The organism is Arthrobacter sp. MDT2-34-1 (genome assembly GCF_059091365.1).
The window spans coordinates 1,530,891-1,552,868 of the sequence record NZ_JBNHGO010000001.1; the positions used below are offsets into that span (position 1 = coordinate 1,530,891).

Sequence of the window (21,978 nt, forward strand, 5' to 3'; positions counted from 1 at the left end):
GCGATCAATTGATGATTTACTACTGCAAGGAGCAAGTCAGCGATTTCGGAGCCGGACAGAAGCGATCGGGATGACCAGACAGCAGCCGTCTTGGCTAGCCGGGCGGGAACACGAACGATTCTCGCTTTTGCGCACGCTCCGCGACTTCGTGGACAGCGTTGCCAACAGTTCCCCGGCACGGCTGGCGCTGATCGTCTACGTGGCGGTGATCCTGGTCTTCACCGGGCTGCTGTCCTTGCCCGCCGCGGCCCGGGACGGGGTCATCACGCCGCTGCACGACGCCTTCTTCACGGCAGTCTCGGCGGTCTGCGTCACGGGCTTGACCGTGGTGTCCACCGCCGGCCACTGGACCTTCCTCGGCCAGGCCGTGATCCTGCTGGGCATCTTCATCGGCGGCCTGGGCACGCTGACGCTGGCCTCGCTGCTGGCGCTCATGGTGAGCAAGCGGCTGGGCGTGCGCGGCAAGCTGATCGCCCAGTCCGCCATGAGCAACGCGGGCCGCCTGGGCGAGGTCGGCGCGCTGCTGCGGATCGTGATCACCACCTCGGTGATCATCGAGGTGGTGCTCGCCCTGGTGCTGATCCCCCGTTTCCTGATGCTCGGCGAATCCTTTCCCCAGGCCGCCTGGCACGGCATCTTCTATGCCATCTCGGCGTTCAACAATGCGGGGTTCACCCCGCACTCCGATGGCCTGGTCCCCTACGAGACCGATGAGTGGATCCTGCTGCCGCTGATGGTCGGCGGTTTCCTGGGCAGCCTCGGGTTCCCGGTGGTCATGGTGCTTCTGGAGCGCGGTTGGCGCTTCAGCAAATGGAACCTGCACACCAAGCTCACGGTCGAGGTGTCCCTGATCCTGCTGGTGGTAGGCGCCCTGGTCTGGGGCGCCATGGAGTGGAGCAACCCGGAGACCCTGGGCGGCATGAGCACCTGGGACAAGGTTCTGCACGCAACGTTCGCGTCCGTGATGACCCGCTCGCTCGGCTTCAACCTGGTGGACATGAACGACATCGAGCCGTCCACCATGCTCTTTTCCGATGCCCTGATGTTCGCCGGCGGCGGTTCCGCCTCGACCGCGGGCGGCATCAAGGTCACGACCATCGCGATCGTGTTCCTGGCCATCGCAGCCGAGGCCCGCGGCGACCGGGACGTGAAGGTCCATGGCCGGACCATCCCCGAAGGCGCCATGCGGGTGGCCATCTCGGTGATCGTCATGGGTGCCACGTTGGTGGCCTTCGCCGCCGGCCTGCTGCTGGCCCTCACCGGCGAAAGCCTGGACCGAGTGCTGTTCGAGGTCATTTCCGCGTTCGCCACCGTCGGGCTGAGCACCAACCTGAGCGCCGAGCTGCCGCCCGAGGGCAAATATGTGCTCTGCGCCCTGATGTTCGCCGGCCGCGTCGGCACCATTACGTTGGCCGCCGCCCTGGCGCTGCGCGAGCGCCGCCAGCTGTTCCACTACCCCGAAGAGAGGCCCATCATTGGCTGACAAGTCCGCATCGAACAGACGTCCCGCCCACAACGCCCCCGTGCTGGTGGTCGGTCTGGGCCGCTTCGGTTCCTCGACCGCGGAACAACTGGTCAAGCAGGGCCGCGAGGTGCTGGCGATCGAACGTGATCCGGCCCTGGTGCAGAAGTGGTCGGGGCAGTTGACCCACGTGGTGGAGGCCGACGCCACGAACATCGACGCGCTGCGCCAACTGGGCGCCCAGGAGTTCAGCTCCGCCGTCGTCGGTGTCGGCACCTCGATCGAGTCCTCGGTGCTGATCACCGTGAACCTGGTGGACCTGGGCATCGAGCACCTCTGGGTCAAGGCCATCACACCGTCGCACGGCAAGATCCTCTCGCGCATCGGCGCCAACCATGTCATCTACCCGGAGGCCGACGCCGGCCGCCGCGCCGCGCACCTGGTGGGCGGCCGGATGCTGGACTTCATCGAGTTCGACGACGGTTTCGCCATCGTCAAGATGTACCCGCCGAAGGAGACCCAGGGCTTCACGCTGGGTGAGTCGCAGGTGCGCTCCAGGTACGGCGTCACGGTGGTGGGCGTGAAGTCGCCCGGCGAAGACTTCACCTATGCGCGGCCCGAAACCAAGGTCTCCAGCCGGGACATGCTGATCGTCTCCGGGCACGTGGACCTGCTGGAGCGTTTCGCGGCCCGCCCGTAGGGGGGCCGCCCGTAGCGGGGCCGCCCGCAAGTCCAGCGGACCCAGGCCCCCTTACGGCTCAGGCCAGCTCGCGCGACAGTTCGGCCGCCCGTTCGGCAGCGGCCGCGGCACCGCGCGCGATCACCTGCGGCAGCCCGTCGTCGTCGAAGGAGGCGATGGCGCGCTCCGTGGTGCCGTTCGGGCTGGTGACGGCACGGCGCATGACCGCCGGGTCGGCATCCGGCGCAGCGAGCATGATGCCCGCGCCGGCCACGGTCTCACGGGCCAGCGTCATCGACAGCTCCGGTTCCAGGCCCAGCTCCACGCCGGCGGCGGCCATCGCTTCGGCCAGGTAGAAAGCATAGGCGGGGCCGGAACCGCTGACCGCGGACACCGCGTCCAGCTGGTGTTCCGGAACCACGACGACCGTGCCGGCGCCGGCGAATACTTCGCGGGCGGCCTCCAGCTGGGCATCGCTCACGTGGCTGCCGGCGGAGACGCCGACCGCCCCGCGGCGCACCTTGAGCGGCGTGTTGGGCATGCTGCGCACCAGCGGCTGGCCTTCCGGCAGGGCAGCTTCCATGGCGGCAACGGTGACTGCCGCGGCCACGGAAACCACCACGGTCCGCTTATCCAGAGCCGGCGCGATGGTCCGGCACAGGTCCGCGATGCCCGCCGGCTTCACCCCCAGCACGGCTACGTCGGCGCCCTGCACCGCATGGGCGTTGGCCCCCGGGTCGTCTTGTTCCGCCAGCACCGTCAGGCCGGGATAACGTCCGCGCAGTTCCGCGGCGCGTTCGCTGCGGCGCACCGTCGCCGTCACGTTTTCTGCCGGTGTTCCGGAGGCCAGCAGCCCGGCCAGGATGGCCTCGTTCATGGACCCACAGCCCAGGAAAGCGATGCGGCGTGCGGTTGGTGTTTCCGTGGCGTCAGCAGTCATGTCTGCCATTGAATCATGGTGCCGTCATCCGGCGCGTGCCGCCGTTCGGGCCTCCGCGCACACCGGCGGGGAAGAACTCACAGGTGCCGTTCAGGTGTTTAACGGCGTTGTCCCAAGGTCCCCGTCTAGTGTCTTAAACACCTCATCAAGGTGCGAGTGATGATGGACCGGATCTGCTGGTTCCGGTCCAGGCGCCGGCGAACAGCGGTTGACTCCCCCAACCGACCGCAACGTTCGCCGGCGTCGCCATTTAAGCCCTCCACCGCAGCCCTGCCGCGTGACGTGTCCGCGGTTTTGCGCCGCGGCTGCTAACTGCCCACCTTCTCGACGGCGGGGGCCGGCTCCAGCGCCTGCCGCACCAGCATGGTGCCCACGGGACTGACCGGGGCGTCGCTGTCGTAGAGCAGGTGATCGAAGCGTTTGAGGATCAGCCCCTCCCGCAGCGCCCACGGGCAGATCTGCAGCGTCTCGGTCTCGAACATCTCCATCGCCGCCTCGGCGACCATCGCCCCGGCGAGCAGTTGCGGCGCCCGCACCATCGAGACACCCGGCAGATTGACACGGTCGCTGACCGGCATGGCGGCCAGCCGCCGCGTCCAAAGGGACAGGTCCGTGCGGTGCAGTTCCCGCCGCACGTACGGGCCGGCGGCCGAGGGTGCGGCCCCGGCGATCCGTGCCAGCGAGCGGAAGGTCTTGGAGGTTCCGACCACCATGTCCGGCCGGCCGTAGGCAGAAATTTCTTCGACCGCGGGAGCCAGCGTCTCGCGGATATACCCGTGCAGGTCCTTGATGCTCTTCACGCTCGGGGGGTCCTCGGGCAGCCACTCCCGGGTCAGCCGGCCCGCTCCCAGCGGCACCGATACGGCGTGTTCGGGTAGTTCGTCGTGGCCGATGGCCATCTCGAAGGAGCCGCCGCCGATGTCCAGGTCCAGGATGGTGCCCGACCCCCAGCCGTACCAGCGGCGGACGGCCACCAGGGTCATGCCGGCCTCCTCGGGGCCGGTCAGCTCCTGCAGCGTGACATTGGCTTCCGCCTTGACCCGGTCCAATACTGCCCTGCCGTTGGTCGCTTCGCGGATGGCGGAGGTGCAGAAGGCCAGCATGTCTTCGGCTCCGTGCAGCCCGGCGAACCGCCAGGCCTCTCGGATAAAGCCGATGAGTTCCTGCTGGCCCTCTTCGCTGATACTGCCGTCGGCATCCAGGTACGCCACCAACGACAGCGGCCGCTTGTGCGAGGCAAAAGGCACCGGCCGGGCACCCGGGCGGGCATCCACCAACAACAAATGCACCGTGTTGGAACCGATGTCGAGAACACCCAGACGCATGTTCATATTATGCAGGCCTGCGGCACGGGCACCGCAAACGGGCACCGGGTCCGGCCCCCACCGCGGCGGGCGGCGGCCGGGGCGGCCGCTACTTCTTGGCGGCGGCCTTGCGCCGTACCGGCTTCTTCGCCGCCGGTTTCGCCGGTCCCTTCGCGCGCTTCTCCGCCAGCAGTTCGATGGCCTGCTCGCGTGTCAGCTCTTCGATGCTGGTGGCGCGCGGCACCGTGATGTTCGTGACGCCGTCGGTGATGTAGGGGCCGAACCGGCCGTCCTTGACCACGATGTTCTTCTCCGACACCGGGTCCACGCCAAACTCGGCCAGCGGTGCGGCAGCGGTGCGGCCGCCCCGGGTCTTCGGCTGCGCGTAGATCTCCAGCGCCTGTTCCAGCGTGATGGTGAAGATTTCCTCCTCGGAGCCGATCGACCGCGAATCGCTGCCCTTCTTCAGGTACGGGCCGAAGCGTCCGTTCTGCACGGTGATTTCGGTGCCCTCGGCATCGGTGCCAAGCACCCGCGGCAGGCTCAGCAGCTTCAGCGCGTCCTCGAGGGTGACGGTGTCCGCGCTCATCGACTTGAACAGGGAACCGGTGCGAGGCCTGACCTTGGCGGGCTTCTTCGGCGGCTTGGGCTTGCCGTTCTTGTAATACTCCACCGGCTGCGCGGCCAGTTCCTCGGCCGTCGGCTCATGGATCACCTCGGTGACGTAGGCGCCGTAACGGCCTTCCTTGGCCACGATCGTCCGGCCGGTCTCCGGGTCCTTTCCAAGCTCGCGCTCGCCAGGCCCCTGGGTTTCCATCAGCTCGAGGGCTTTCTCCGGGGTCAGCTCGTCCGGAGCCAGGTCGTCGGGGACATTGGCCCGCTCCGGCTCCTCGCCGTCGCCCTCGCCGTTGCGTTCCAGATACGGGCCGAACTTGCCCACCCGCAGGGTGATTCCCTCGGCAATCTCGATCGAATTGATCCGGCGCGGGTCGATTTCGCCCAGGTCGTTCACCACGGTGTTCAGGCCGGTTTCCTTGCGGTCCCCGTAGTAGAAGCCGGAGAGCCACTCGGTCCGGCTGGCCTCGCCGCGGGCAATGCGGTCCAGGTCCTCTTCGAGTTCCGCCGTGAAGTCATAGTCGACGTAGTCGCTGAAGTACTCCTCCAGCAGCCGTACCACGGAGAACGCGATCCAGCTCGGAACCAGGGCGGAGCCGCGGGTGCGGACGTAGCCGCGGTCCATGATGGTGGAGATGGTGGCGGCGTAGGTGGACGGACGGCCGATGCCGCGGTCTTCCAGCGTCTTGATCAGCGATGCTTCGGTGTAGCGCGGCGGTGCCGATGTCTCGTGCCCCACGGCGTCGACCGCCTGCGCGTCCAGCGCGTCGCCCTTGGCGAGGTTCGGCAGGCGCCCGCCGGTGGCATCGTCCTCGTCCTCGCGTCCGGCGTCCTTGCCCTCCTCATAGGCGGCCAGGAAACCGGGGAACGTGATGACGGTGCCGGATGCGGTGAACTCCGCGTCCCGCCCGTCCCCGGCCGTGGCGCCGAGCCGCACGGTCGACGTCGATCCCTTGGCGTCGGCCATCTGCGAGGCCACCGTGCGTTTCCAGACCAGCTCGTACAGCCGGTACTCGTCGCCGGAAAGCTGGCTGCGCACCTGGCCGGGTGTGCGGAAAGAATCACCGGCGGGCCGGATGGCTTCGTGGGCTTCCTGGGCGTTCTTGTCCTTGCCCTTGTAAACGCGGCGGGCATCCGGGACATACTCGGGCCCGTACAGCTCGGAGGCCTGGCGCCGCGCGGCGTTCACGGCCTGATCGCTTAGCGCCGGCGAGTCGGTACGCATATAGGTGATGTAGCCGTTTTCGTACAGCTTCTGCGCCACCTGCATGGTCGAGCGCGCGGAGAACCGGAGCTTGCGGGCCGCCTCCTGCTGCAGGGTGGAGGTGGTGAACGGCGCCGCCGGCCGGCGGGTGTAGGGCTTGTTCTCTACCGCGCGGACGGAGAAGCTGGCGCTGCGCAGGGAGTCTGCCAGCGCGGTGGCGGCCGCCTCGTCCAAATGGACGGCGGAGCGGGCCTTGAGTTGGCCCAGATCGTTGAAGTCCTTGCCGGCGGCGACCCGGCTGCCGTCGACCGAGACCAGCTTCGCCTTGAACACCCCGCCCTTGGCCGCGTCCTCCGGCGCCACGGTTGCCACCAGGTCCCAGTAGGAGGCCGCCCGGAACGCCATCCGCTCGCGCTCGCGCTCGACGACCAGCCGGGTAGCCACGGACTGCACGCGTCCGGCGGAGAGCCCCGCCTTGACCTTGCGCCAGAGCACCGGCGAGAGTTCGTAGCCGAAGAGCCGGTCCACGATCCGGCGGGTCTCCTGGGCGTCGACCAGGTCGGTGTCCACCTCGCGGACCTCGGTCAGGGCGCGCTGCAGGGCTTCGCGGGTAATCTCGCTGAACGTCATGCGGTGCACGGGCACCTTGGGCTGCAGCACCTGCAGCAGATGCCACGCGATGGCTTCGCCCTCGCGGTCACCGTCAGTTGCCAGATAGAGTTCGTCGGCGTCCTTGAGCATCGACTTGAGCTCGGACACCTTTTTCTTCTTGTCCGGAGACACCACGTAATACGGCTCGAAATCGTTCTCGATATCCACTGCGAACTTGCCGACCGACGTCTTTTTCAGCTCGGCCGGCAGGTCGGAGGGCTGGGGCAGGTCACGGATGTGCCCCATGGAAGCCGTGACCTCAAAGCCCTCGCCGAGGTACCCGGCGATGGTTTTGCCCTTGGCCGGGGACTCGACGATGACGAGTTTCTTACCGGTTTTTTCGCGGGCCTTGGCTGGCACTGTGCTCCTACGTAAAGAAAGGGTGTTGATGCGCTTGTAAATACGTCCCCCAACCCGGCGGGGTGGAGGACCGTCAGCACTAGGTTAGCCGCAACAGTACCGCGAAACAGAAAACGCCAGCGCGTGCAGCCGGCTGCCTCCGCGGCAACGGACCGCTGCCGATGCCCGCGGCAAGGCCCTAATCGTTGTCGATGTCGCCGGGCAGGAAGGAGAAGACGTAGTACAGCTTTTCCGCCCCTTCTCCCCGGTTTTCGGGATTGGTCGTCGGGCTGTATTCCAGCAGGATCTCGCCGATCCGCCGGCCGAGGTCCTTCCGTTGTTCCTCGGTCAGGTAGAACCGCCCCGTGCTGAGCGCAGCCAGGTGCCCCTCCTGCCGCCAGGTGTCCGGGTTCGGCAATTGCTTGTCCCGTTTGACGTACTTGGACAGGCGTTCGCGCAGGTCGTTCAGTTCCACATCCACCACGCCCATGGTGGCGGCACGGCTGTCCGCCACGCTGGTCACGTCCAGGCGTCCGGCGGCGGCCTGCCAGTGCCGTTCCCGGCCGTCGCCCTGGTTCACGCACCGTTTGACGAATCCCCACTTTTCCAGCGCCCGCAGGTGGTAGCTCATGGCGCTGGGTGTCAGCCCGTGCCGCTGCGCCAACTCCGTGGCGGTGGCCGGCTGCTGCGTATCAAAGAGCTCTTCGATGACCTTCAGCCGCACGTTATGGGCCAGCGCACGGATGGCGCGGGCATCGGAGATATTGACCCTGTCTCCGGCCGCCGGCTCGGCCGGAGTGGCCGCCGCTGCCGTGGCCGCCCGGCCGGTCGTCGTGCTTGAAGCCTTAGTCATGATCAGTAAGTGTAATGCCGGTCACCGCTCCCGGGCGGGGCTGCCGGCCAATCCCGGACTGCAATCCGGCAACAATTTCCTATTCGCCGGCAGGCACCAGGAAGCCGTCTGCCACCAGGTTCCGCACTTCGGCGGAGAGTTGCCCGGCGAAGTCCGGCTCCTCGCGGCCCAACAGCGCCGCCAGCGCACCGATGATCTGGTCCACGCCCAGCTCGCCGTCGCACGCGGAAACGAACCCGGCCAACTCGGTGCTCATCAGGTTGGTCCGGCGCAGCCCCGCGCCCTGGCGCAGCAAGATGACGCCGGGATGTTCGGCGCCCGGCCGCTGGTGCCGCTCTTCGGTCACGTCCTCGGCCGCCCGCAGGTGCTGGCGGCCAAAGTCCGCGGCGTGCTCGGCCAGCCAATCGGCCCGCTCGACCGCCGCGGCCAGGTGCGGGCCGATGGGCTGTTCGATCGGATAGGTGATCTCCTCGAACCTCCGCAGCAATCCTGCGCCTGCAGCGGCGGCCGCGGCGTCGGGCAGGGAGCGGCGCAGCCACACGAGCCCGAAGCCGAGGGCCTCCACGTCCCGGGACGCGAAATCGTCCAGGTAGGCGGCGTACGCGGATTCGAACAGCTCGGGGTCGCGGTTCACCGAGGCGTCCCGCAGCCACGTCTGCGCATACTGCGCCGGGCTGAGCTGCTCGCGCTGGATGACCCAGGCGTCGGTGTCCGGCGCCAGCCACTGCTCCAACCGGGCGTGCCAGCTGCCCGCGCCCGCCGGAATTTCCCAGTTGCCCAGCATCTGTGCGACGCCGCCGTCGGCCAGCACCGAGGGCAGGGAGCGGAAGAGGGTGGCCACGATGTCATCGCCGGGCAGTCCGCCGTCGCGGTAGGTGAACTGCTCGTCGGCGCGTTCGGCCGGGCGACGCGGCGTGATCACGAACGGCGGGTTGGATACCACGAGGTCGAACCGTTCCCCCGCCACCGGCTCCAACAGGCTGCCCAGCCGCAGGCTGACCCGCTCCTCCAGGTTGTCCGGGTCCAGCCCGAGGGCGCCGGCGTTGAGGGCGAGGTTGAACCGGGTGAAGGCCAGCGCCCGCTCCGAAATGTCCGTCGCGGTGGCGTGGCGGGCGTGGCCCAGCAGGTGGAAGAGCTGGATCCCGCACCCGGTGCCAAGGTCCAGGGCCCGTTCCACCTCGGTGCGGACGGTCAGCTGGGCCAGCGTCAGCGAGGCCTGGCCGATGCCCAGGACGTGATCGTGCCGGAGGACGCCGGGCCGCTGGTGCGCCCCGAGGTCGCTGGCCACCCACAGCTCGGTCTCGCCGAAGGCGTACGGGCGGAGGTCGACGGCGGCCCGCCACTCACCGCCGTCGCGCTCGGCCAGCCGGAGGGCGGCGAGCCCGTCCACCCCGGTGCGCGGGAACGCCCGCGCCAGCAGCCCGGGCGGCACGCTCCGACCCAACAGCCACAGGCGCACGACGGCGGCCAGGCGGCCCTGTGCCGGATCCTCCAGCAGGCGGGCGGTGGCCAGCACGGCCGGAACCAGCTGGTCGCGGTCCAAGGCCTCCCACGCCTCGGTTCCGAGCAGCGCCGCGACGCCGTCCACGCTGTAATCCAGGGTGGTCAGGTCGGCGGCCAGGTCCGCCAGCAGCCGCCGGTCGCTGCTGGCGGGCGCATGGGGAACGTCGGAGAAATCTGCACTATCCACGGCCCAAGTCTAGTAACCCGGACAGACACGCCCCGGACCTGCCGGCCAAGGTGCCCGCGGCCCTTCAGCGGCCGCCGGTCACTGCTGCCCGTGCCTCCGGGGCGGTTCCCTGATGGTTAAATGACCTCATGCTCGTCACCACCACCTACCTTGAACAGACCGATCCGGCCCAGCTGGTGCCGGGCTCGCGCCCGCTGCCGGATGATGCCGCCGTGGTGCGGGTGCGGCAGATCAGCCCCGAGTTCAGCAAGTTCCTCTACCGCAGTGTGGGCAGCAGCTGGAACTGGGCCGACCGGCTGGTGCTCACGCGCAGCGAATGGGAACAGGCAGTGCGTGCCCCCGGGGCGGAAACCTGGGTGCTGTACACCGGCAACGCTCCGGCCGGCTACGTGGAACTGTTGGGCCGGCCCGGCGAGACCGGCACCGACGTCGAAATCATGTACTTCGGCCTGTTCCCCGAGGCGATCGGCCGCGGCTTCGGCGGTGCCCTGCTAACCGAAGGCATCCGGCAGGCCTGGCAGTTGCATGGCCGCTGGGACGGGTTTCCGCCGGTGCGGCGCGTCTGGGTGCATACCTGTTCGCTGGACGGGCCGGCGGCCGTGGCCAACTACCAGGCGCGGGGCATGAGCGTGTTCAAGACCGAGGTCGAGGACACCGAACCGCAGGATGCCACCGCGGGCCTGTGGCCCGAGACCGCGAACGCCTGACCCGCCGCGGAACCTGATGCCGTTGGGCAGCCCGCGACGTCCACAAAACAGCTCCGGGACGCTCCCCTGCCCGGGGACGGACGGCCCGGATGCCGCCGGGCCACACAACGGGAGCCGGCCGGCGGCAGTCAGCAGCGGCAGTCAGGCGGCGGCAGGCTCCGGGCAGCCGTCCGGGCAGCGCAGGGTCTGCGGCTCCGCTGCGCACGCGGAACAGTACAACGTCAGCTGGCGGCAGTCCGGATTGGAACAGTTCTCGAACTTGTTGGTCGGCGCCTGGCAGCGGACACATTCCCCGATGGTCTTGGCGTCCGGCGTGAACTCCAGGTGCATGCGCTGATCGAAGACGTAGAGCGAACCTTCCCACAGCCCGGCGTCGCCGAAGGTTTCGCCGTAACGGACGATTCCGCCGTCGAGCTGGTAGACCTCCTGAAAGCCACGGTTGACCATCAGGGACGACAGCACCTCGCAGCGGATGCCGCCGGTGCAGTACGTCACCACGGGCTTGTCCTTAAGATCGTCGTACTTGCCGGAGTCCAGTTCCTTGATGAAGTCGTGGGTGGTGGCCACGTCCGGCACGATGGCGTCTTTGAACTTGCCGATCTGCGCTTCGAAGGCGTTGCGGCCGTCGAAGAAAACCACGTCTTCGCCCGCCGCCTTTTTTGCGTCGATGAGCTGGTGCAGCTCCTCGGGGCGCAGGTGCGTCCCGCCGCCGACCACTCCGCCCTGGTCCACCTTGAGCTCTCCCGGGGCACCGAAGGATACGATCTCGTCCCGAACCTTGACGCTCAGCCGCGGGAAGTCTTCCGCCCCGCCCTCGGACCACTTCACGTCGAGGCCGCGGAAGGCGGGGTATTCGCGCGTGGTTTTCACGTACTGCTTCACCGCGTTCAGCTCTCCGCCGACGGTGCCGTTGATGCCGTCCTTGGAGATCAGGATCCGGCCGCGCAGGCCGAGTTTCTCGCACAGCGCGCGTTGCCAGAGCCGGACGGCGTCCGGGTCCGGCAACGGGGTGAAAGCGTAATAAAGCACAATCCGGTTCAAAGCCACGCATCAAGGTTACGCGGTGGCCGGTAATCAGGGATTGTGACAGGGTTGTCATCGATTAGGCATGCCGCCCGCGCCCGCTGTTCGGTACAGTCCTGCTATGGGTCACGAATATACGACTGACGTCCCCGACGACGTCCTTGCCGCCTGGGTCGCCGGCTGGTCGGCCTGCCGCGGCTACTCCGCCGAAGAGGTCGACGGACACCCGGCCGTGTTGCTGGCGGACAAGACCGGGGACTGGGAGTACTTCGCGTTCGAACCCGGCGACGAGGAATTCGCCGCCGTGGCCCGCGACACCACCAAGTCACCGGGACGGATCTTCACCGTGCTGACGCGCGACGCGCAGCGGATCCATCAGCTGGCGCCGCAGCATGGGCTGCGGGTGCACCACAACGCCCAGTCGCTGATGGTCACCGACATGTCCGGCCAGGACGCCGAGGACCCGTGGTACCGCGACCCCGATTACAAGACCGAGGTCGAGAAGCACGGGAACGTCCACAAGGTCCGGGTGGTGCATGAAGGAAACGAGGCCGCCCACGGCGTCGCCGCCGCCGTCGACAATTTCGCGGTCTTCGACCACATCGAAACGGACCTGAACTACCGTAGGCGCGGGCTGGCCACGCACGTGATGCGCGCGCTGATCGCCTCCGTGCTGGAGCACATGGTGGACACCGGGCTGCTGATCGCCTCGCACGACGGCCAGATGCTGTACCGGCACCTGGGCTGGGACACGGTCTGCGATGTGATGATCCTCAAGCCCGTGGCGGAGGGCTGACCGCCTGCTGCCTGGCACCGGTGCTGCGTTCCCACCCATGCAGGCCGGCCCACCCATGCAGCCCGGCCCACCCGTGCTGCTTGGCCGATCGGTGCGGCGCGCTCACCCGTGCAGCCGGCCCGCACGGCCCGCAGCTGCCGTACTGCGGGTGCTGCCCGCCGCGCCCCGGTGTGGTGACACAATGTTCGGGTGGCCCTGCACGATTCTCTGATTCCGCTGCTCGGCTCCGGTCCGGAGCCTGAGCAACTGGTGCATGTCCGCGAGCTTCCGGCCCGGGAGGCGGTGGTCGAGCCGTGGCCGGAGTGGGTCCACGGTGACATCCGTGCCGCCTATGCCTCGCTCGGTGTGCACGAGCCGTGGCGCCATCAGGTGCGCGCCGCCGAGGGTGCCCATCAGGGCCGCCATACGATCATTGCCACGGGAACTGCCTCCGGAAAGTCGCTGGCCTACCAGATGCCGGCCCTGGACGCCATCCACCGGACGGCCCTGGCAGACACCGTGAGTCTCGAGCCGAGCGGCGCCGTCGCCCTGTACCTGGCCCCGACCAAGGCGTTGGCGGCCGACCAGCTGGCGGCGATCAAGGCGCTGAAGCTGCCCACCGTGCGGGCGGAAACCTACGACGGCGACACCGATCCGGGTGCCCGCCGCTGGATCCGGGACCATGCCAACTTCGTGCTGGCCAACCCGGACATGCTGCACTTCGGGATCCTGCCCAACCACGCCTGGTGGGCACGGTTCTTCCGCCGGCTCCGCTTCGTGATCATTGACGAGGCGCACAGTTACCGCGGTGTCTTCGGCTCGAATGTTGCCAATCTCGTGCGGCGGTTGCGCCGCGTCTGCGCCAGTTACGGGGCGGACCCCGTGTTTATCGGCGCTTCCGCCACCTCCGCGGACCCCGCAACCTCCTTCGGTCGGCTGATCGGCGCGGAAGCAGAGGCGGTAACCGAAGACTGCTCGCCGCACGGCTCCACGACCGTAGCGTTCTGGGAACCCCAGCTCACCGAGCTCAAAGGCGAGAACGGCGCCAAGGAACGGCGCACGGTGGTTGCCGAGACCTCCGACCTGCTGGCCAATCTCGTCGCGGCGCGGGTGCGTACCATCGCCTTCATCAAGTCCCGGCGTGGTGCCGAGACGATTTCCTCCATCACCAAACGGCTGTTGGACGACGTCCACCCCTCGCTGCCCGGGCGGGTGGCTGCCTACCGCTCCGGCTACCTGCCGGAGGAACGCCGCGAGCTGGAAGCCAAGCTCAGGTCGGGGCAACTGCTGGGCGTCTCGAGCACCTCGGCGCTTGAGCTGGGCATCGACATCTCCGGACTGGACGCCGTCCTGGTCGCGGGGTGGCCGGGCACCCGCGCCTCCTTGTTCCAGCAGATCGGCCGCGCCGGCCGGTCCGGGCAGGACGCGCTGGCTGCCTTTGTGGCCAGCGACGATCCGTTGGACACGTATCTGGTCCACCACCCCGAGGCCGTCTTCGACGTCTCCGTGGAGGCGACCGTTTTCGACCCGTCGAACCCCTACGTCCTGGGACCGCACCTGTGCGCCGCGGCCCAGGAGCTTCCGTTGACGCCCGCGGACATCGGGCTGTTCGGCGGCGCGGCTCCCGCCCTGCTCGACCAGTTGACCGCCGACGGCTATCTCCGGCGCCGGCCGGCCGGCTGGTACTGGACCCATCCGGAAAGCGCGGCGGCCATGGTGAACCTGCGGGCCGACGGCGGCGGGCCCATCAGCATTGTCGAAACGGAATCCGGGACACTGCTCGGGACCATGGACTCCCCGCAGTCGCACTATCAGGCACACAATGGCGCCGTGTACGTGCACCAGGGCACGACATACGTCGTGGATGAACTGAACGAGCAGGACCACTGCGCGATGGTGACCCGGGGAAGTCCGGACTACTACACCCAGGCCCGCGACGTCACGCAGATCGAAGTGCTCGGCGCGCAGCGAACCGAGCAGTGGGGCGAAGTCCAGGCCTGTTTCGGCGACGTCAAGGTCACCACCAAAGTCGTCTCCTTCCAGCGCAAGGCCTTCATCTCCAACGAGATCCTGGGCGAAGAGCCGCTGGATCTTGGTGCCAGGGAACTGTTCACCAAGGCCGTCTGGTTCACCATCGGCGAGCAGCAACTGACGTCGGCGGGGTTGGTCGCGGCCCGTGTACCCGGTGCCCTGCATGCGGCCGAACATGCCGGCATCGGGCTTCTCCCGCTGGTGGCCTCCAGCGACCGGTGGGACATCGGCGGGGTATCGACGGCACTGCATGCCGATACCGGCAAGCCGACCATCTTCGTCTACGACGGGCATCCCGGCGGCGCAGGCTTCGCCGAGCGTGGCTTTGAGGCAGCCAGGATCTGGCTGGCGGCCACCCGGGACGCCATCCGGTCCTGCGAGTGCGAAACGGGCTGCCCCTCCTGTGTGCAGTCCCCCAAATGCGGCAACAAGAACAATCCCTTGGACAAGTCGGGGGCGGTCACGCTGATCGAGGCTCTGCTTTCCCAAGCTGGCCCTGCCCCTTCCGACAGGCACCAGGCGGCCGTCGCCTAGCTAAGGGGCCCCGCCGCCCCGCGTGGCTCGGCAAACACTGCACGCGCCTGGCGGGAAACAGCGCTTCGTCCGCGCTGCCGATGGTTATCGCCTTGGGGCTGGCCCACCCCACGCTGTTGATGGCTTACCCGCCCGGTGGTGGCCCCGCACGTGCCCGGCCCTCGGCATGCGTCCACTGTCCGTCAAGCCACCCCAGCACGTCGGGCAGCCGGGTTCGGGTTCGGACGTCGACCACCACACCGCCGGGTCCGGAACGGCGGCACGCCAGCAGCTCGGCGTCCTGCTTGCGTGCCACGTCTGCGGCCAGGGTACATGGTTCGCCGGCCAGCAGGCCGCGGGCAGCATCGGCGCCGGCCAAGGCAGCCAGGTCGGCCGCCTTCCCCGCCCGCGCCGATGCCAAGCCCGCCTGCATCACCGTGACGAGCACCGCGAGCATCAGGCACAGCATGAGCACCAGCCCCACCGACAGCACCGTTCCAGCGCCGTGGTCCGTGCCGTGCGGTCCGGTGACGCCAGCGCCGGCGCCGTGGTCGTGGTCGGTGCTGTCGGGTCCGGCTGCTCCGGAACCGGCACCCGCACCGGGTGGTGCGGCACGGGGCGCCGGCCGTCGCTTAGCCGGCTCCATGTCCTGCGCCTGACGGAATCACCGGCCCGCCGGTCGGCTCGGCAGGCGCGGTTGCCCGGGCCTCCAGCGTCCAGCCGCCAACCCCGGGCCATGGACCGGATACCTGAGCAGTAACATGGACCGTAACCCAGCCGCCGCCGCTGCCGGACGCCAACGTAGCGCCGTCCCCAGCGATGGTGCGGACCGTGTGGGCGGCTGCTGTCTCCGGCTCGCCGCGGCCGAGCTGCCGGACCGCCGCCTGTGCGGCCTTCTCCACATTCAGCTGTGCTGCTCCGGCGGCCGCACCGGCCAGCAGGAAAGCCAGCACGACGACGACGGAGGGCAGGACAACGGCGAACTCCGCCGTGACGCTGCCGCGCTCGCCGGCGCGCTGGGCGGCCGGGGCACACCGGCCGCTGCTGGAGCGGGCGGGGCGCCGCACAGACATCGGTCAGACCGCCCTCAGCGCCAGCTCCACCAAGTCCGTGAGCATGCCGCGGACTTCGCCGCTTCGCAGGATCAGGACCAAGAGACCGGCGAACGCCACCGCGGCAAGCGTCGCGATCGCATACTCGGCGGTAGCCATTCCGGCTTCGGAGCCGGTCAGGTGCCGCCAGTTTCTCCGGGCGAGCCTGTTCCGACCGCCTGCCGGGAAGTCAATGACATCCGCCAGACTGCCGGGGCCGTCTGGCGCCGCGGGCAGTAGTGCCGCCGCAGACCGTTGTGCCGCGGCGTTCCCGGTCGGTTCCGCTGATGGGGATGGTTGCCCTGCCGTGGCCCCGGGTGGTTGCGCCGTCGCGGTCAGCTGAGCGGGCGCGGGTGGTTGCGCCGCGGACGGTTGCCTCGCCGTGGCCCCGGGTGGTTGCGCCGCCGCGATCTGTCGCGCCGTCTTGTCCTCGGGTAGTTGCACTGCAGAGTTCGGCGGCAGCGAACGTGGTGTGCGGTCCCGGATTTCGGCCAGTGACAACATGTTTTCCTCCTGGATGAGACCGCCGGATTGCGGTTATTCGAGCTTCCCCGACCGGGCCAGTAGCCCGGCACCGCCGGCTTGGTCCCGGTGCACACTCCGGGATGAAGCCTGCGCTGTGGAGGAGTGCTTACAGCTTGGGCACGAGGGCGACGAGCACCGGCACGACGCCCAGCGCGATGAAGGCGGGAAGGGCGCACAGCCCCAGCGGAAGTACAAGCCGGGTGCCGAGCGCGGCCGCACGCTGCTGGTCTTCCTGATGCCCGCGCCGCCGCAGCTGGTCGGCTTGGGCAAAGAGCACCGCCGCCGAGGGCGCACCCGTTGCGGCACCGAAGCGCAGGGAGTCACGCAACACGTGCAGTCCGGAACCGCCCTCTGCGAGCGCCCAGGCCTCCTGCCAGTCCACGCCCAGCAACAACGCCGAGGCGACCTGGTCCAAAGCCGTCTTCGTCGTTCCCTGGCTGGTGGCAGCGAGGGCAGCCACTGCGTGAGGCAAGGGAAGTCCCGCTGCCAGCATCGCGCCCAACAAGTCCAGGTGCAGGGCAGGATCGGCCGCTGCGTCCCTGCCGCCACCCTTCCGGGATCCGCCTGAAACCAGCGGCAGCTTCGCCGGGATGCGGCGGGCACCGACCAGTCCCGGATACAGCAGCCAGGCAGCAGCAAAGAGCAGTACACCGGTCAGCGCCGGAATCACAGGCCCTCCCTTCCGGCAGCATGGCGCACGAGCTGCCGGGACCAGAAGCGCGCGCCAACCATGAGCGCCGCCCCGGTGACCAGGACCGGCCACCCCGTCGGTGACAGCAGCAGCGTGGCGACGGGGTCGGCACCCATCGTGGCGCCGAGCCCAAGTCCCAGTAGCGGCAGCCACCCGAGCAGGGCCGCGGTGGCCTTCGGTCCCGCCAGAGCGGTTCTCCGGGCAGCCCTGGCATCAAGCCGATGCTGCAGGTGCCGCGCATAATTCTCCAGCAGCAATGACAGTGGTGCCCCGGTCCTCTCGGAAACCTCCCAGCAGGAAGCCAGATCGTGCCACATCCGTTGCACGGCGGCGGCCTCGGGGCGTACCCGCCGGCCGTCGCCCGGCCCCTGCCTGCGCAGAACCGGCCCGATTCCCAGGCCCAGGTCCGCGGCTTGTGCTGCCGCCTCAAGGGTCGGGAGCAACAGCCCGGCTTCCCGCGCTGCCGCACCTGACGCCGGCCCCGTTCGGTCCCGCCGCCGTGCACCCGGAGTGGACCGGTCGGGCGGTCCCGCCGCCGCGTAGACGGTGAGCATATCCGGCCAGAGCTGGGCCGGCGTGCGCCCGGCACGCAACAGCGCCGCCAGCTGCCGCACGAAGAGGGGCAGCTGGTCCAATTCGGCGGCGGCGGACCGGCGCCGCGTCCGGCTGCCGGCCGACGCCCAGCCGAAGCCCCGGCGCACCTCGGCTGGCCGGGATGCGCGCCTCGGCAACAGCAGCAGGCAGGCCGCCGCAGTCAGCAGGAAGACCGCGAGGCCGGTCACGGGAACAACCGTTCGTGGAGTTCGTCCGCTCCAGCCGCGTGCCTGATGCCGGCTCCGTCAGCGGCCAGCGCCGGAATGGTCTGCAAGCCACCCGAGGGATCGCGCCGCAGCAGGCAGATCTCCTGCACGCAGCGCCCTTCCCCGGTCCGGTGCATCGAGATCACCAGGTCCAGTGCGCTCGCGGCCTGAAGTACGACCGCTTCGGCGCTCATCCCGGCGAGCGCGCCCATGGCCGCCAGCCTGGCCGGGACCGCCGCGGCGGAGTTTGCGTGGATGGTGCCGCCGGCTCCGGCGTGGCCGGTGTTCATCGCCGCAAGGAACTCGCGGACCTCGGCTCCCCGGCACTCTCCGACCACCAGCCGGTCCGGCCGCATCCGCAGGGCCTGCCGAACCAGTTCCGCCATGCCGATCGACCCGGTGCCCTCGACGTTGCTGGTCCGGCTCTGCAGGCCCACCACATGCGGATGGTCCGGGTCCAGTTCGGCGGCATCCTCGACCAAGACCATCCGTTCCTGCGGGCCGGCGACCCCCAACATCGCCGAAAGCAAGGTCGTCTTGCCTGACCCGGTGGCTCCGCAGATCAGGAAGTTCAGGCGCTGCCGGACGACGGCTTCGAGATAGGGCTGCCACTGCGGCGCGGCGGTGAGCAGTTCCGCGAGCGTGAAGCGGCGCGGACGATGGAGCCGGATCGAGAGCAGCGTCCCGCCGGTCGAAACCGGTGGCAGCACAGCATGGACCCGGTAACCCGCAAGGCGCACATCCGCGCACGGGTTCCCGTCGTCGAGCCTGCGCCCGCCGGCTGCTACCAGGCGTACGGCCAGCGCCCGTACCTCGGCGTCGCCGGCGAAAGCGACGGGGGCACGGAGCAGACCGCGTTCGCCGTCGGTCCAGACGTCCTGCGGGCCATTCACCAGGATGTCCGTGGCTCCCGCGTCCGCCAGCGGTTGCAGCGGCCCCAGCCCGCGCAAGTCTGCGGCCAGTGAGTCCACCGCCTGCAGCGTACCGGCCGTTCCCAGCAAACGGCCGCTCGACTGAACGGCTGCTGCCAGGCGGGCTCCCGTCACCGGCGATGGATCGGAGAGCACCGCGCGACGGAAGGGCTCCAATCCGATGGCGGAGACCGCTGCCGGGGCAGCCCGCCTGCGTCCCGCCCCGTTCATGACCCGCTGCCCTGCCCCGGTGCTGGGTTCAGGCGCGCCAGCAGGCCGGCGCACAACGCGCGGATCCGCCTGTTCGAGGCCAGATCCAGCAGGCGCCCTCCCCGCTGTGCCGCCGGGACCGCGCGCAGGTGCGGCACATAGCCGGCCAACGGCACCCCCAGCTCGTCGGCGATCAGCTGTTCGTCGGCTCCGGCCGGCAACGGTCCCCGCACCACCAAGTGCAGGTTCGTTCCGGCTTCGGCCGCTGCCGCCGCGGCCGCCGCGGCCCGAAGGGAGCGGCTGTCCGTCCGGGCCAGCAGCACAGTATCGTTGGCCGGAGGCCCGGCCTGGGGCGGTCTCCTCAGCCGTCCGGTGTCGACAACCACCAAGCCGAAAGCGCCTGACGCGGCCGCCATGATCTCCGCCTCCACCTCGTCCTGCGGGGTGCCGTGCAGGGCGGGGTCCCCTGTTCCCGGCCAAGACAGCAGGGAGAATCCGCCGGTCGCCGGCAAGGACGCCGCTAGTTGGACCGGGTTCACCGTTCCCTGCACCGCCGCCAGATCCGGCCAGGTTAGGCCCGGGACGTCGGCGGCACACAGGGCAGCCGAGAGTCCTCCGCCGAGCGGGTCGTCGTCCACCAAGACCGTGGCCGTTCCCGAGCGGGCAGCCTCCGCGGCCAGCCAGGCGGCCAGGGCAGAGGCCCCTACTCCACCGCTGGCCCCGTGCACGGCAACCACCTTCCCGGCCGTTTCGCGCCGCCAGGTCCGGCTCAGGTATTCCGCCAGCCACACCGCACCCTCGGGCAGCACCGCCACCCGCCCGGCCCCCGTGGAGGCCGCCAGGTCCCACAGGGCCGGTGCCTCGTCGATGAACCCGACCACGATGATGTCCCCGCCGCTCCGCTGCACCCGGTGATGCCCGGCGGTGCCCAGCAGCATCGGGGTGGCTCCACGAGCGGCATCCGGGGTTCCCTGCAATCCGCCGGGACGTCCGTCGGGGCGAAGTGCCAGCCCGGCCGCCGCCGCGATCCTGGCCACTTCATCCCGCAGCCGGTCGGTGCCGCCGACGAGGACGACGTCCGTCGCTTCCGCGGGTTTCCAGCGGGACCGCTCGGCGGCGGTGTGGTGTCCTGGCATGCCCCGATCTTCGCTGAACTCCCGGCCCGCGCCCGCCACGCCAACTCCGGATGTGGGCCGCAAGGGACGGCTTGGGGCGTGTGGAGGACCGGTCGGTGCAGAATTGAGGTGTGTACATGGTCCTGGCCTCCGCCGCGCGGAACATTTCCGTGCCGGAGGGCACAGAACCCGTCGCTTACCTGCAGCGCACCGACGCGCACGGCACCCCCTCCGGGCCGCCCGTCGTCGTGCCTCAGGGACGACTTGCCTCGACGATCCGGAGCCTGGACGGCGAGGGACCCCGCTGGGTCTTCGAAGCCACGCGCGCCGCGTATCAGCCGCTGCTGGCCGCCGGCACCGGCGTGGACCGCAGCCACGATCTCACGCTCGCCCGCAACATCCTGGCGCTGTCGGTCCACGCCCCGGACACCGGGTATATCCGCGCGCTGCGGGAGGCGCCGGCCGCGCATCAGGACGAAGAGCTGCCCCGTCAGCTGCCGCCGCCGCAGCAGTCCCCGGACCAGTTCACCCTCTTTGACGAACCACAGCCCGGCGGCACCGACCTCGAGGACCTCGTGGCCGAGCTGCAGGACCAGTTGGCGGCCGTGGCCGCGTCGGTCCACCGCGGCCGGCTGCAGCTGCTGCTGGCGGCCGAATCGGCAGGCGCCCTGATCGCAGCCGAGATGGAGCACGCCGGCGTGCCGTGGCGCGAGGACGTGCACCTGGGCATCCTTACCGACCAATTGGGGGCACGCCCGCGGGAAGGCCAGCGGCCGGACAAGCTGGAGGAGCTCGCCGTCAGGCTCGGACAGGAGCTGGCCAATCCCACGTTCAACCCCGACTCCCAGCAGCAGCTCATCCGCGCCCTGCACCGGGCCGGCATCGAGGTCAAAACCACCAGCTCCTGGGAATTGAAGCAGCACGCCCATCCGGCGATCGAGCCGCTGCTGCAATACCGCAAGCTCGCCCGCCTGTTCACTGCCAATGGCTGGGCGTGGCTGGACGCCTGGGTCCGGGACGGCCGCTTCCGGCCCGAGTACGTGGTGGGCGGCGTGGTCACCGGGCGATGGGCCTCACGCGGCGGCGGGGCCCTGCAGATACCCGGCCAGATTCGGGACGCCGTCCGCCCTGATCCCGGCCACAAGCTCATCGTCGCGGACGCAGCGCAGCTGGAACCCCGGGTGCTGGCGGTGCTGGCGCAGGACGAGGCCCTGGCAGCGGCCGGCCGCGGCAAGGATCTCTACCAGGGCATTGCCGACGCCGGATTCGGCGGCGACCGTGCCAAGGCGAAGATCGCGATGCTCGGGGCCATGTACGGTGCGACCACCGGCGAGTCCGGCCGGCTGATGCCCCAGCTCACCCGGACGTATCCGCAGGCCATCGCGGTGGTCGAGCGCGCGGCCCGGGCCGGCAAGGCGGGGCAGGTGGTCAGCAGCTACCTGGGCCGCAGCTGCCCTCCGCCGTCGGAACGCTGGCTGGCCTCCCAACGCACCGCCACGGCCGAAGAGCAGCGACGGGCCGATACCTTGGCCCGCAGCCGCGGCCGCTTCACCCGCAACTTCGTGGTGCAGTCCACGGCCGCTGAATGGGCGCTGTGCTGGCTGGCGGAATTACGACGGCGGCTTCGCGCCTTCGCGGCGGAAGGAACCTTCGTGGGGGAAATGGTGTTCTTCCTCCACGACGAGGTCATGCTGCACGTCCGCGAGGACCGTGCCCAACTGGCCTGCCGGCTGGTGGAGGAGTCCGCAGCTGCCGCCACCCGCCTGGTCTTCGGCGCCATCCCTGTTGCCTTCCCGGTCAGTGTGGCAGTGGTCGATTCCTACGCCGACGCCAAGTAAGGCAGCGCGCC

Annotated in this window: 19 protein-coding genes; 6 read left to right on the forward strand and 13 right to left on the reverse strand. The window is 69.5% G+C overall.

Annotated features, from left to right (window positions below; genetic code table 11):
* The first annotated feature begins 70 nt into the window (after positions 1-70).
* Together AC5RVV_RS07120 and AC5RVV_RS07125 are read left to right on the forward strand one after the other, a co-directional pair.
* Positions 71-1,483, forward strand: coding sequence for a TrkH family potassium uptake protein (locus AC5RVV_RS07120; RefSeq protein WP_494000638.1), 1,413 nt, complete (start codon positions 71-73; stop codon positions 1,481-1,483).
* 40 nt (positions 1,484-1,523) lie between these two features.
* The gene (locus AC5RVV_RS07125) at positions 1,524-2,162 is read left to right on the forward strand and encodes a potassium channel family protein (RefSeq protein ID WP_494001300.1); all 639 of its coding nucleotides are present in this window, start codon (positions 1,524-1,526) and stop codon (positions 2,160-2,162) included.
* A 58-nt stretch (positions 2,163-2,220) separates the two neighbouring features.
* On the opposite strand, the gene proC is transcribed toward AC5RVV_RS07125, so the two are convergent.
* The 5 genes from proC to AC5RVV_RS07150 form a co-directional block, all read right to left on the reverse strand.
* Complete coding sequence (gene proC, locus AC5RVV_RS07130) at positions 2,221-3,081, reverse strand: pyrroline-5-carboxylate reductase (RefSeq protein ID WP_494000639.1); 861 nt, start codon at positions 3,079-3,081, stop codon at positions 2,221-2,223.
* Between the two features lie 308 nt (positions 3,082-3,389).
* The gene (locus AC5RVV_RS07135; protein WP_494000640.1) at positions 3,390-4,406 is read right to left on the reverse strand and encodes a Ppx/GppA phosphatase family protein; all 1,017 of its coding nucleotides are present in this window, start codon (positions 4,404-4,406) and stop codon (positions 3,390-3,392) included.
* 88 nt (positions 4,407-4,494) lie between these two features.
* A complete protein-coding gene (topA, locus tag AC5RVV_RS07140) occupies positions 4,495-7,215 on the reverse strand; it encodes a type I DNA topoisomerase (RefSeq protein ID WP_494000641.1) in 2,721 nt (906 codons plus the stop codon).
* 178 nt (positions 7,216-7,393) lie between these two features.
* Entirely contained in the window at positions 7,394-8,047 is a 654-nt protein-coding gene (locus tag AC5RVV_RS07145; RefSeq protein WP_494000642.1) for an ArsR/SmtB family transcription factor, read from the reverse strand.
* Positions 8,048-8,126: 79 nt separating this feature from the next.
* Positions 8,127-9,737, reverse strand: coding sequence for a DUF7059 domain-containing protein (locus AC5RVV_RS07150; protein ID WP_494000643.1), 1,611 nt, complete (start codon positions 9,735-9,737; stop codon positions 8,127-8,129).
* 128 nt (positions 9,738-9,865) lie between these two features.
* Between AC5RVV_RS07150 and AC5RVV_RS07155 the strand changes: the two genes are divergently transcribed.
* On the forward strand, positions 9,866-10,444 hold the full coding sequence (locus tag AC5RVV_RS07155; RefSeq protein WP_494000644.1) for a GNAT family N-acetyltransferase: 579 nt from the start codon (positions 9,866-9,868) through the stop codon (positions 10,442-10,444).
* Between the two features lie 141 nt (positions 10,445-10,585).
* Here AC5RVV_RS07155 and trhO read toward each other — a convergent pair whose 3' ends face one another.
* Complete coding sequence (trhO, locus tag AC5RVV_RS07160) at positions 10,586-11,491, reverse strand: oxygen-dependent tRNA uridine(34) hydroxylase TrhO (RefSeq protein WP_494000645.1); 906 nt, start codon at positions 11,489-11,491, stop codon at positions 10,586-10,588.
* A gap of 97 nt (positions 11,492-11,588) precedes the next feature.
* Between trhO and AC5RVV_RS07165 the strand changes: the two genes are divergently transcribed.
* Positions 11,589-12,263: a GNAT family N-acetyltransferase gene (locus tag AC5RVV_RS07165; RefSeq protein ID WP_494000646.1), complete on the forward strand. Its 675-nt coding sequence runs from the start codon at positions 11,589-11,591 to the stop codon at positions 12,261-12,263.
* Between the two features lie 189 nt (positions 12,264-12,452).
* Positions 12,453-14,807 carry a DEAD/DEAH box helicase gene (locus AC5RVV_RS07170; protein WP_494000647.1) on the forward strand — a complete coding sequence of 785 codons (2,355 nt, stop codon included), beginning with the start codon at positions 12,453-12,455 and terminating at the stop codon, positions 14,805-14,807.
* 124 nt (positions 14,808-14,931) lie between these two features.
* Here the strand turns inward: AC5RVV_RS07170 and AC5RVV_RS07175 are convergent, their stop codons facing one another.
* The 7 genes from AC5RVV_RS07175 to ssd all read right to left on the reverse strand — a co-directional run bounded on the left by AC5RVV_RS07175 (position 14,932) and on the right by ssd (position 20,150).
* A complete protein-coding gene (locus tag AC5RVV_RS07175) occupies positions 14,932-15,432 on the reverse strand; it encodes an Rv3654c family TadE-like protein (RefSeq protein ID WP_494000648.1) in 501 nt (166 codons plus the stop codon).
* The gene (locus tag AC5RVV_RS07180; RefSeq protein ID WP_494000649.1) at positions 15,419-15,859 is read right to left on the reverse strand and encodes a TadE family type IV pilus minor pilin; all 441 of its coding nucleotides are present in this window, start codon (positions 15,857-15,859) and stop codon (positions 15,419-15,421) included. Before AC5RVV_RS07180 ends, AC5RVV_RS07175 begins: the two co-directional genes overlap by 14 nt.
* A 3-nt stretch (positions 15,860-15,862) precedes the next feature.
* Positions 15,863-16,381: a DUF4244 domain-containing protein gene (locus AC5RVV_RS07185; protein WP_494000650.1), complete on the reverse strand. Its 519-nt coding sequence runs from the start codon at positions 16,379-16,381 to the stop codon at positions 15,863-15,865.
* A 127-nt stretch (positions 16,382-16,508) separates the two neighbouring features.
* Positions 16,509-17,072, reverse strand: a complete 564-nt coding sequence (locus AC5RVV_RS07190) for a type II secretion system F family protein (protein ID WP_494000651.1) — start codon at positions 17,070-17,072, stop codon at positions 16,509-16,511.
* A complete protein-coding gene (locus AC5RVV_RS07195; protein ID WP_494000652.1) occupies positions 17,069-17,875 on the reverse strand; it encodes a type II secretion system F family protein in 807 nt (268 codons plus the stop codon). The genes AC5RVV_RS07190 and AC5RVV_RS07195 overlap by 4 nt, the downstream gene beginning before the upstream one ends.
* Positions 17,872-19,035 carry a TadA family conjugal transfer-associated ATPase gene (locus tag AC5RVV_RS07200; protein ID WP_494000653.1) on the reverse strand — a complete coding sequence of 388 codons (1,164 nt, stop codon included), beginning with the start codon at positions 19,033-19,035 and terminating at the stop codon, positions 17,872-17,874. The genes AC5RVV_RS07195 and AC5RVV_RS07200 overlap by 4 nt, the downstream gene beginning before the upstream one ends.
* Positions 19,032-20,150, reverse strand: coding sequence for a septum site-determining protein Ssd (ssd, locus tag AC5RVV_RS07205; protein ID WP_494000654.1), 1,119 nt, complete (start codon positions 20,148-20,150; stop codon positions 19,032-19,034). The genes AC5RVV_RS07200 and ssd overlap by 4 nt, the downstream gene beginning before the upstream one ends.
* 116 nt (positions 20,151-20,266) lie before the next feature.
* Between ssd and AC5RVV_RS07210 the strand changes: the two genes are divergently transcribed.
* On the forward strand, positions 20,267-21,967 hold the full coding sequence (locus AC5RVV_RS07210; RefSeq protein WP_494001301.1) for a bifunctional 3'-5' exonuclease/DNA polymerase: 1,701 nt from the start codon (positions 20,267-20,269) through the stop codon (positions 21,965-21,967).
* Positions 21,968-21,978: the final 11 nt, after the last annotated feature.

What these genes read in the sequence shown, in the direction of transcription:
- AC5RVV_RS07120 (WP_494000638.1), top strand. Translation starts at nt 71, where the DNA reads ATGACCAGACAGCAGCCGTCTTGGCTAGCCGGGCGGGAACACGAACGA.
- proC (WP_494000639.1), bottom strand. Translation starts at nt 3,081, where the DNA reads ATGACTGCTGACGCCACGGAAACACCAACCGCACGCCGCATCGCTTTC.
- AC5RVV_RS07135 (WP_494000640.1), bottom strand. Translation starts at nt 4,406, where the DNA reads ATGCGTCTGGGTGTTCTCGACATCGGTTCCAACACGGTGCATTTGTTG.
- AC5RVV_RS07145 (WP_494000642.1), bottom strand. Translation starts at nt 8,047, where the DNA reads ATGACTAAGGCTTCAAGCACGACGACCGGCCGGGCGGCCACGGCAGCG.
- AC5RVV_RS07155 (WP_494000644.1), top strand. Translation starts at nt 9,866, where the DNA reads ATGCTCGTCACCACCACCTACCTTGAACAGACCGATCCGGCCCAGCTG.
- AC5RVV_RS07165 (WP_494000646.1), top strand. Translation starts at nt 11,589, where the DNA reads ATGGGTCACGAATATACGACTGACGTCCCCGACGACGTCCTTGCCGCC.
- AC5RVV_RS07175 (WP_494000648.1), bottom strand. Translation starts at nt 15,432, where the DNA reads ATGGAGCCGGCTAAGCGACGGCCGGCGCCCCGTGCCGCACCACCCGGT.
- AC5RVV_RS07180 (WP_494000649.1), bottom strand. Translation starts at nt 15,859, where the DNA reads ATGTCTGTGCGGCGCCCCGCCCGCTCCAGCAGCGGCCGGTGTGCCCCG.
- AC5RVV_RS07185 (WP_494000650.1), bottom strand. Translation starts at nt 16,381, where the DNA reads ATGTTGTCACTGGCCGAAATCCGGGACCGCACACCACGTTCGCTGCCG.
- AC5RVV_RS07200 (WP_494000653.1), bottom strand. Translation starts at nt 19,035, where the DNA reads ATGAACGGGGCGGGACGCAGGCGGGCTGCCCCGGCAGCGGTCTCCGCC.
- ssd (WP_494000654.1), bottom strand. Translation starts at nt 20,150, where the DNA reads ATGCCAGGACACCACACCGCCGCCGAGCGGTCCCGCTGGAAACCCGCG.
- AC5RVV_RS07210 (WP_494001301.1), top strand. Translation starts at nt 20,267, where the DNA reads ATGGTCCTGGCCTCCGCCGCGCGGAACATTTCCGTGCCGGAGGGCACA.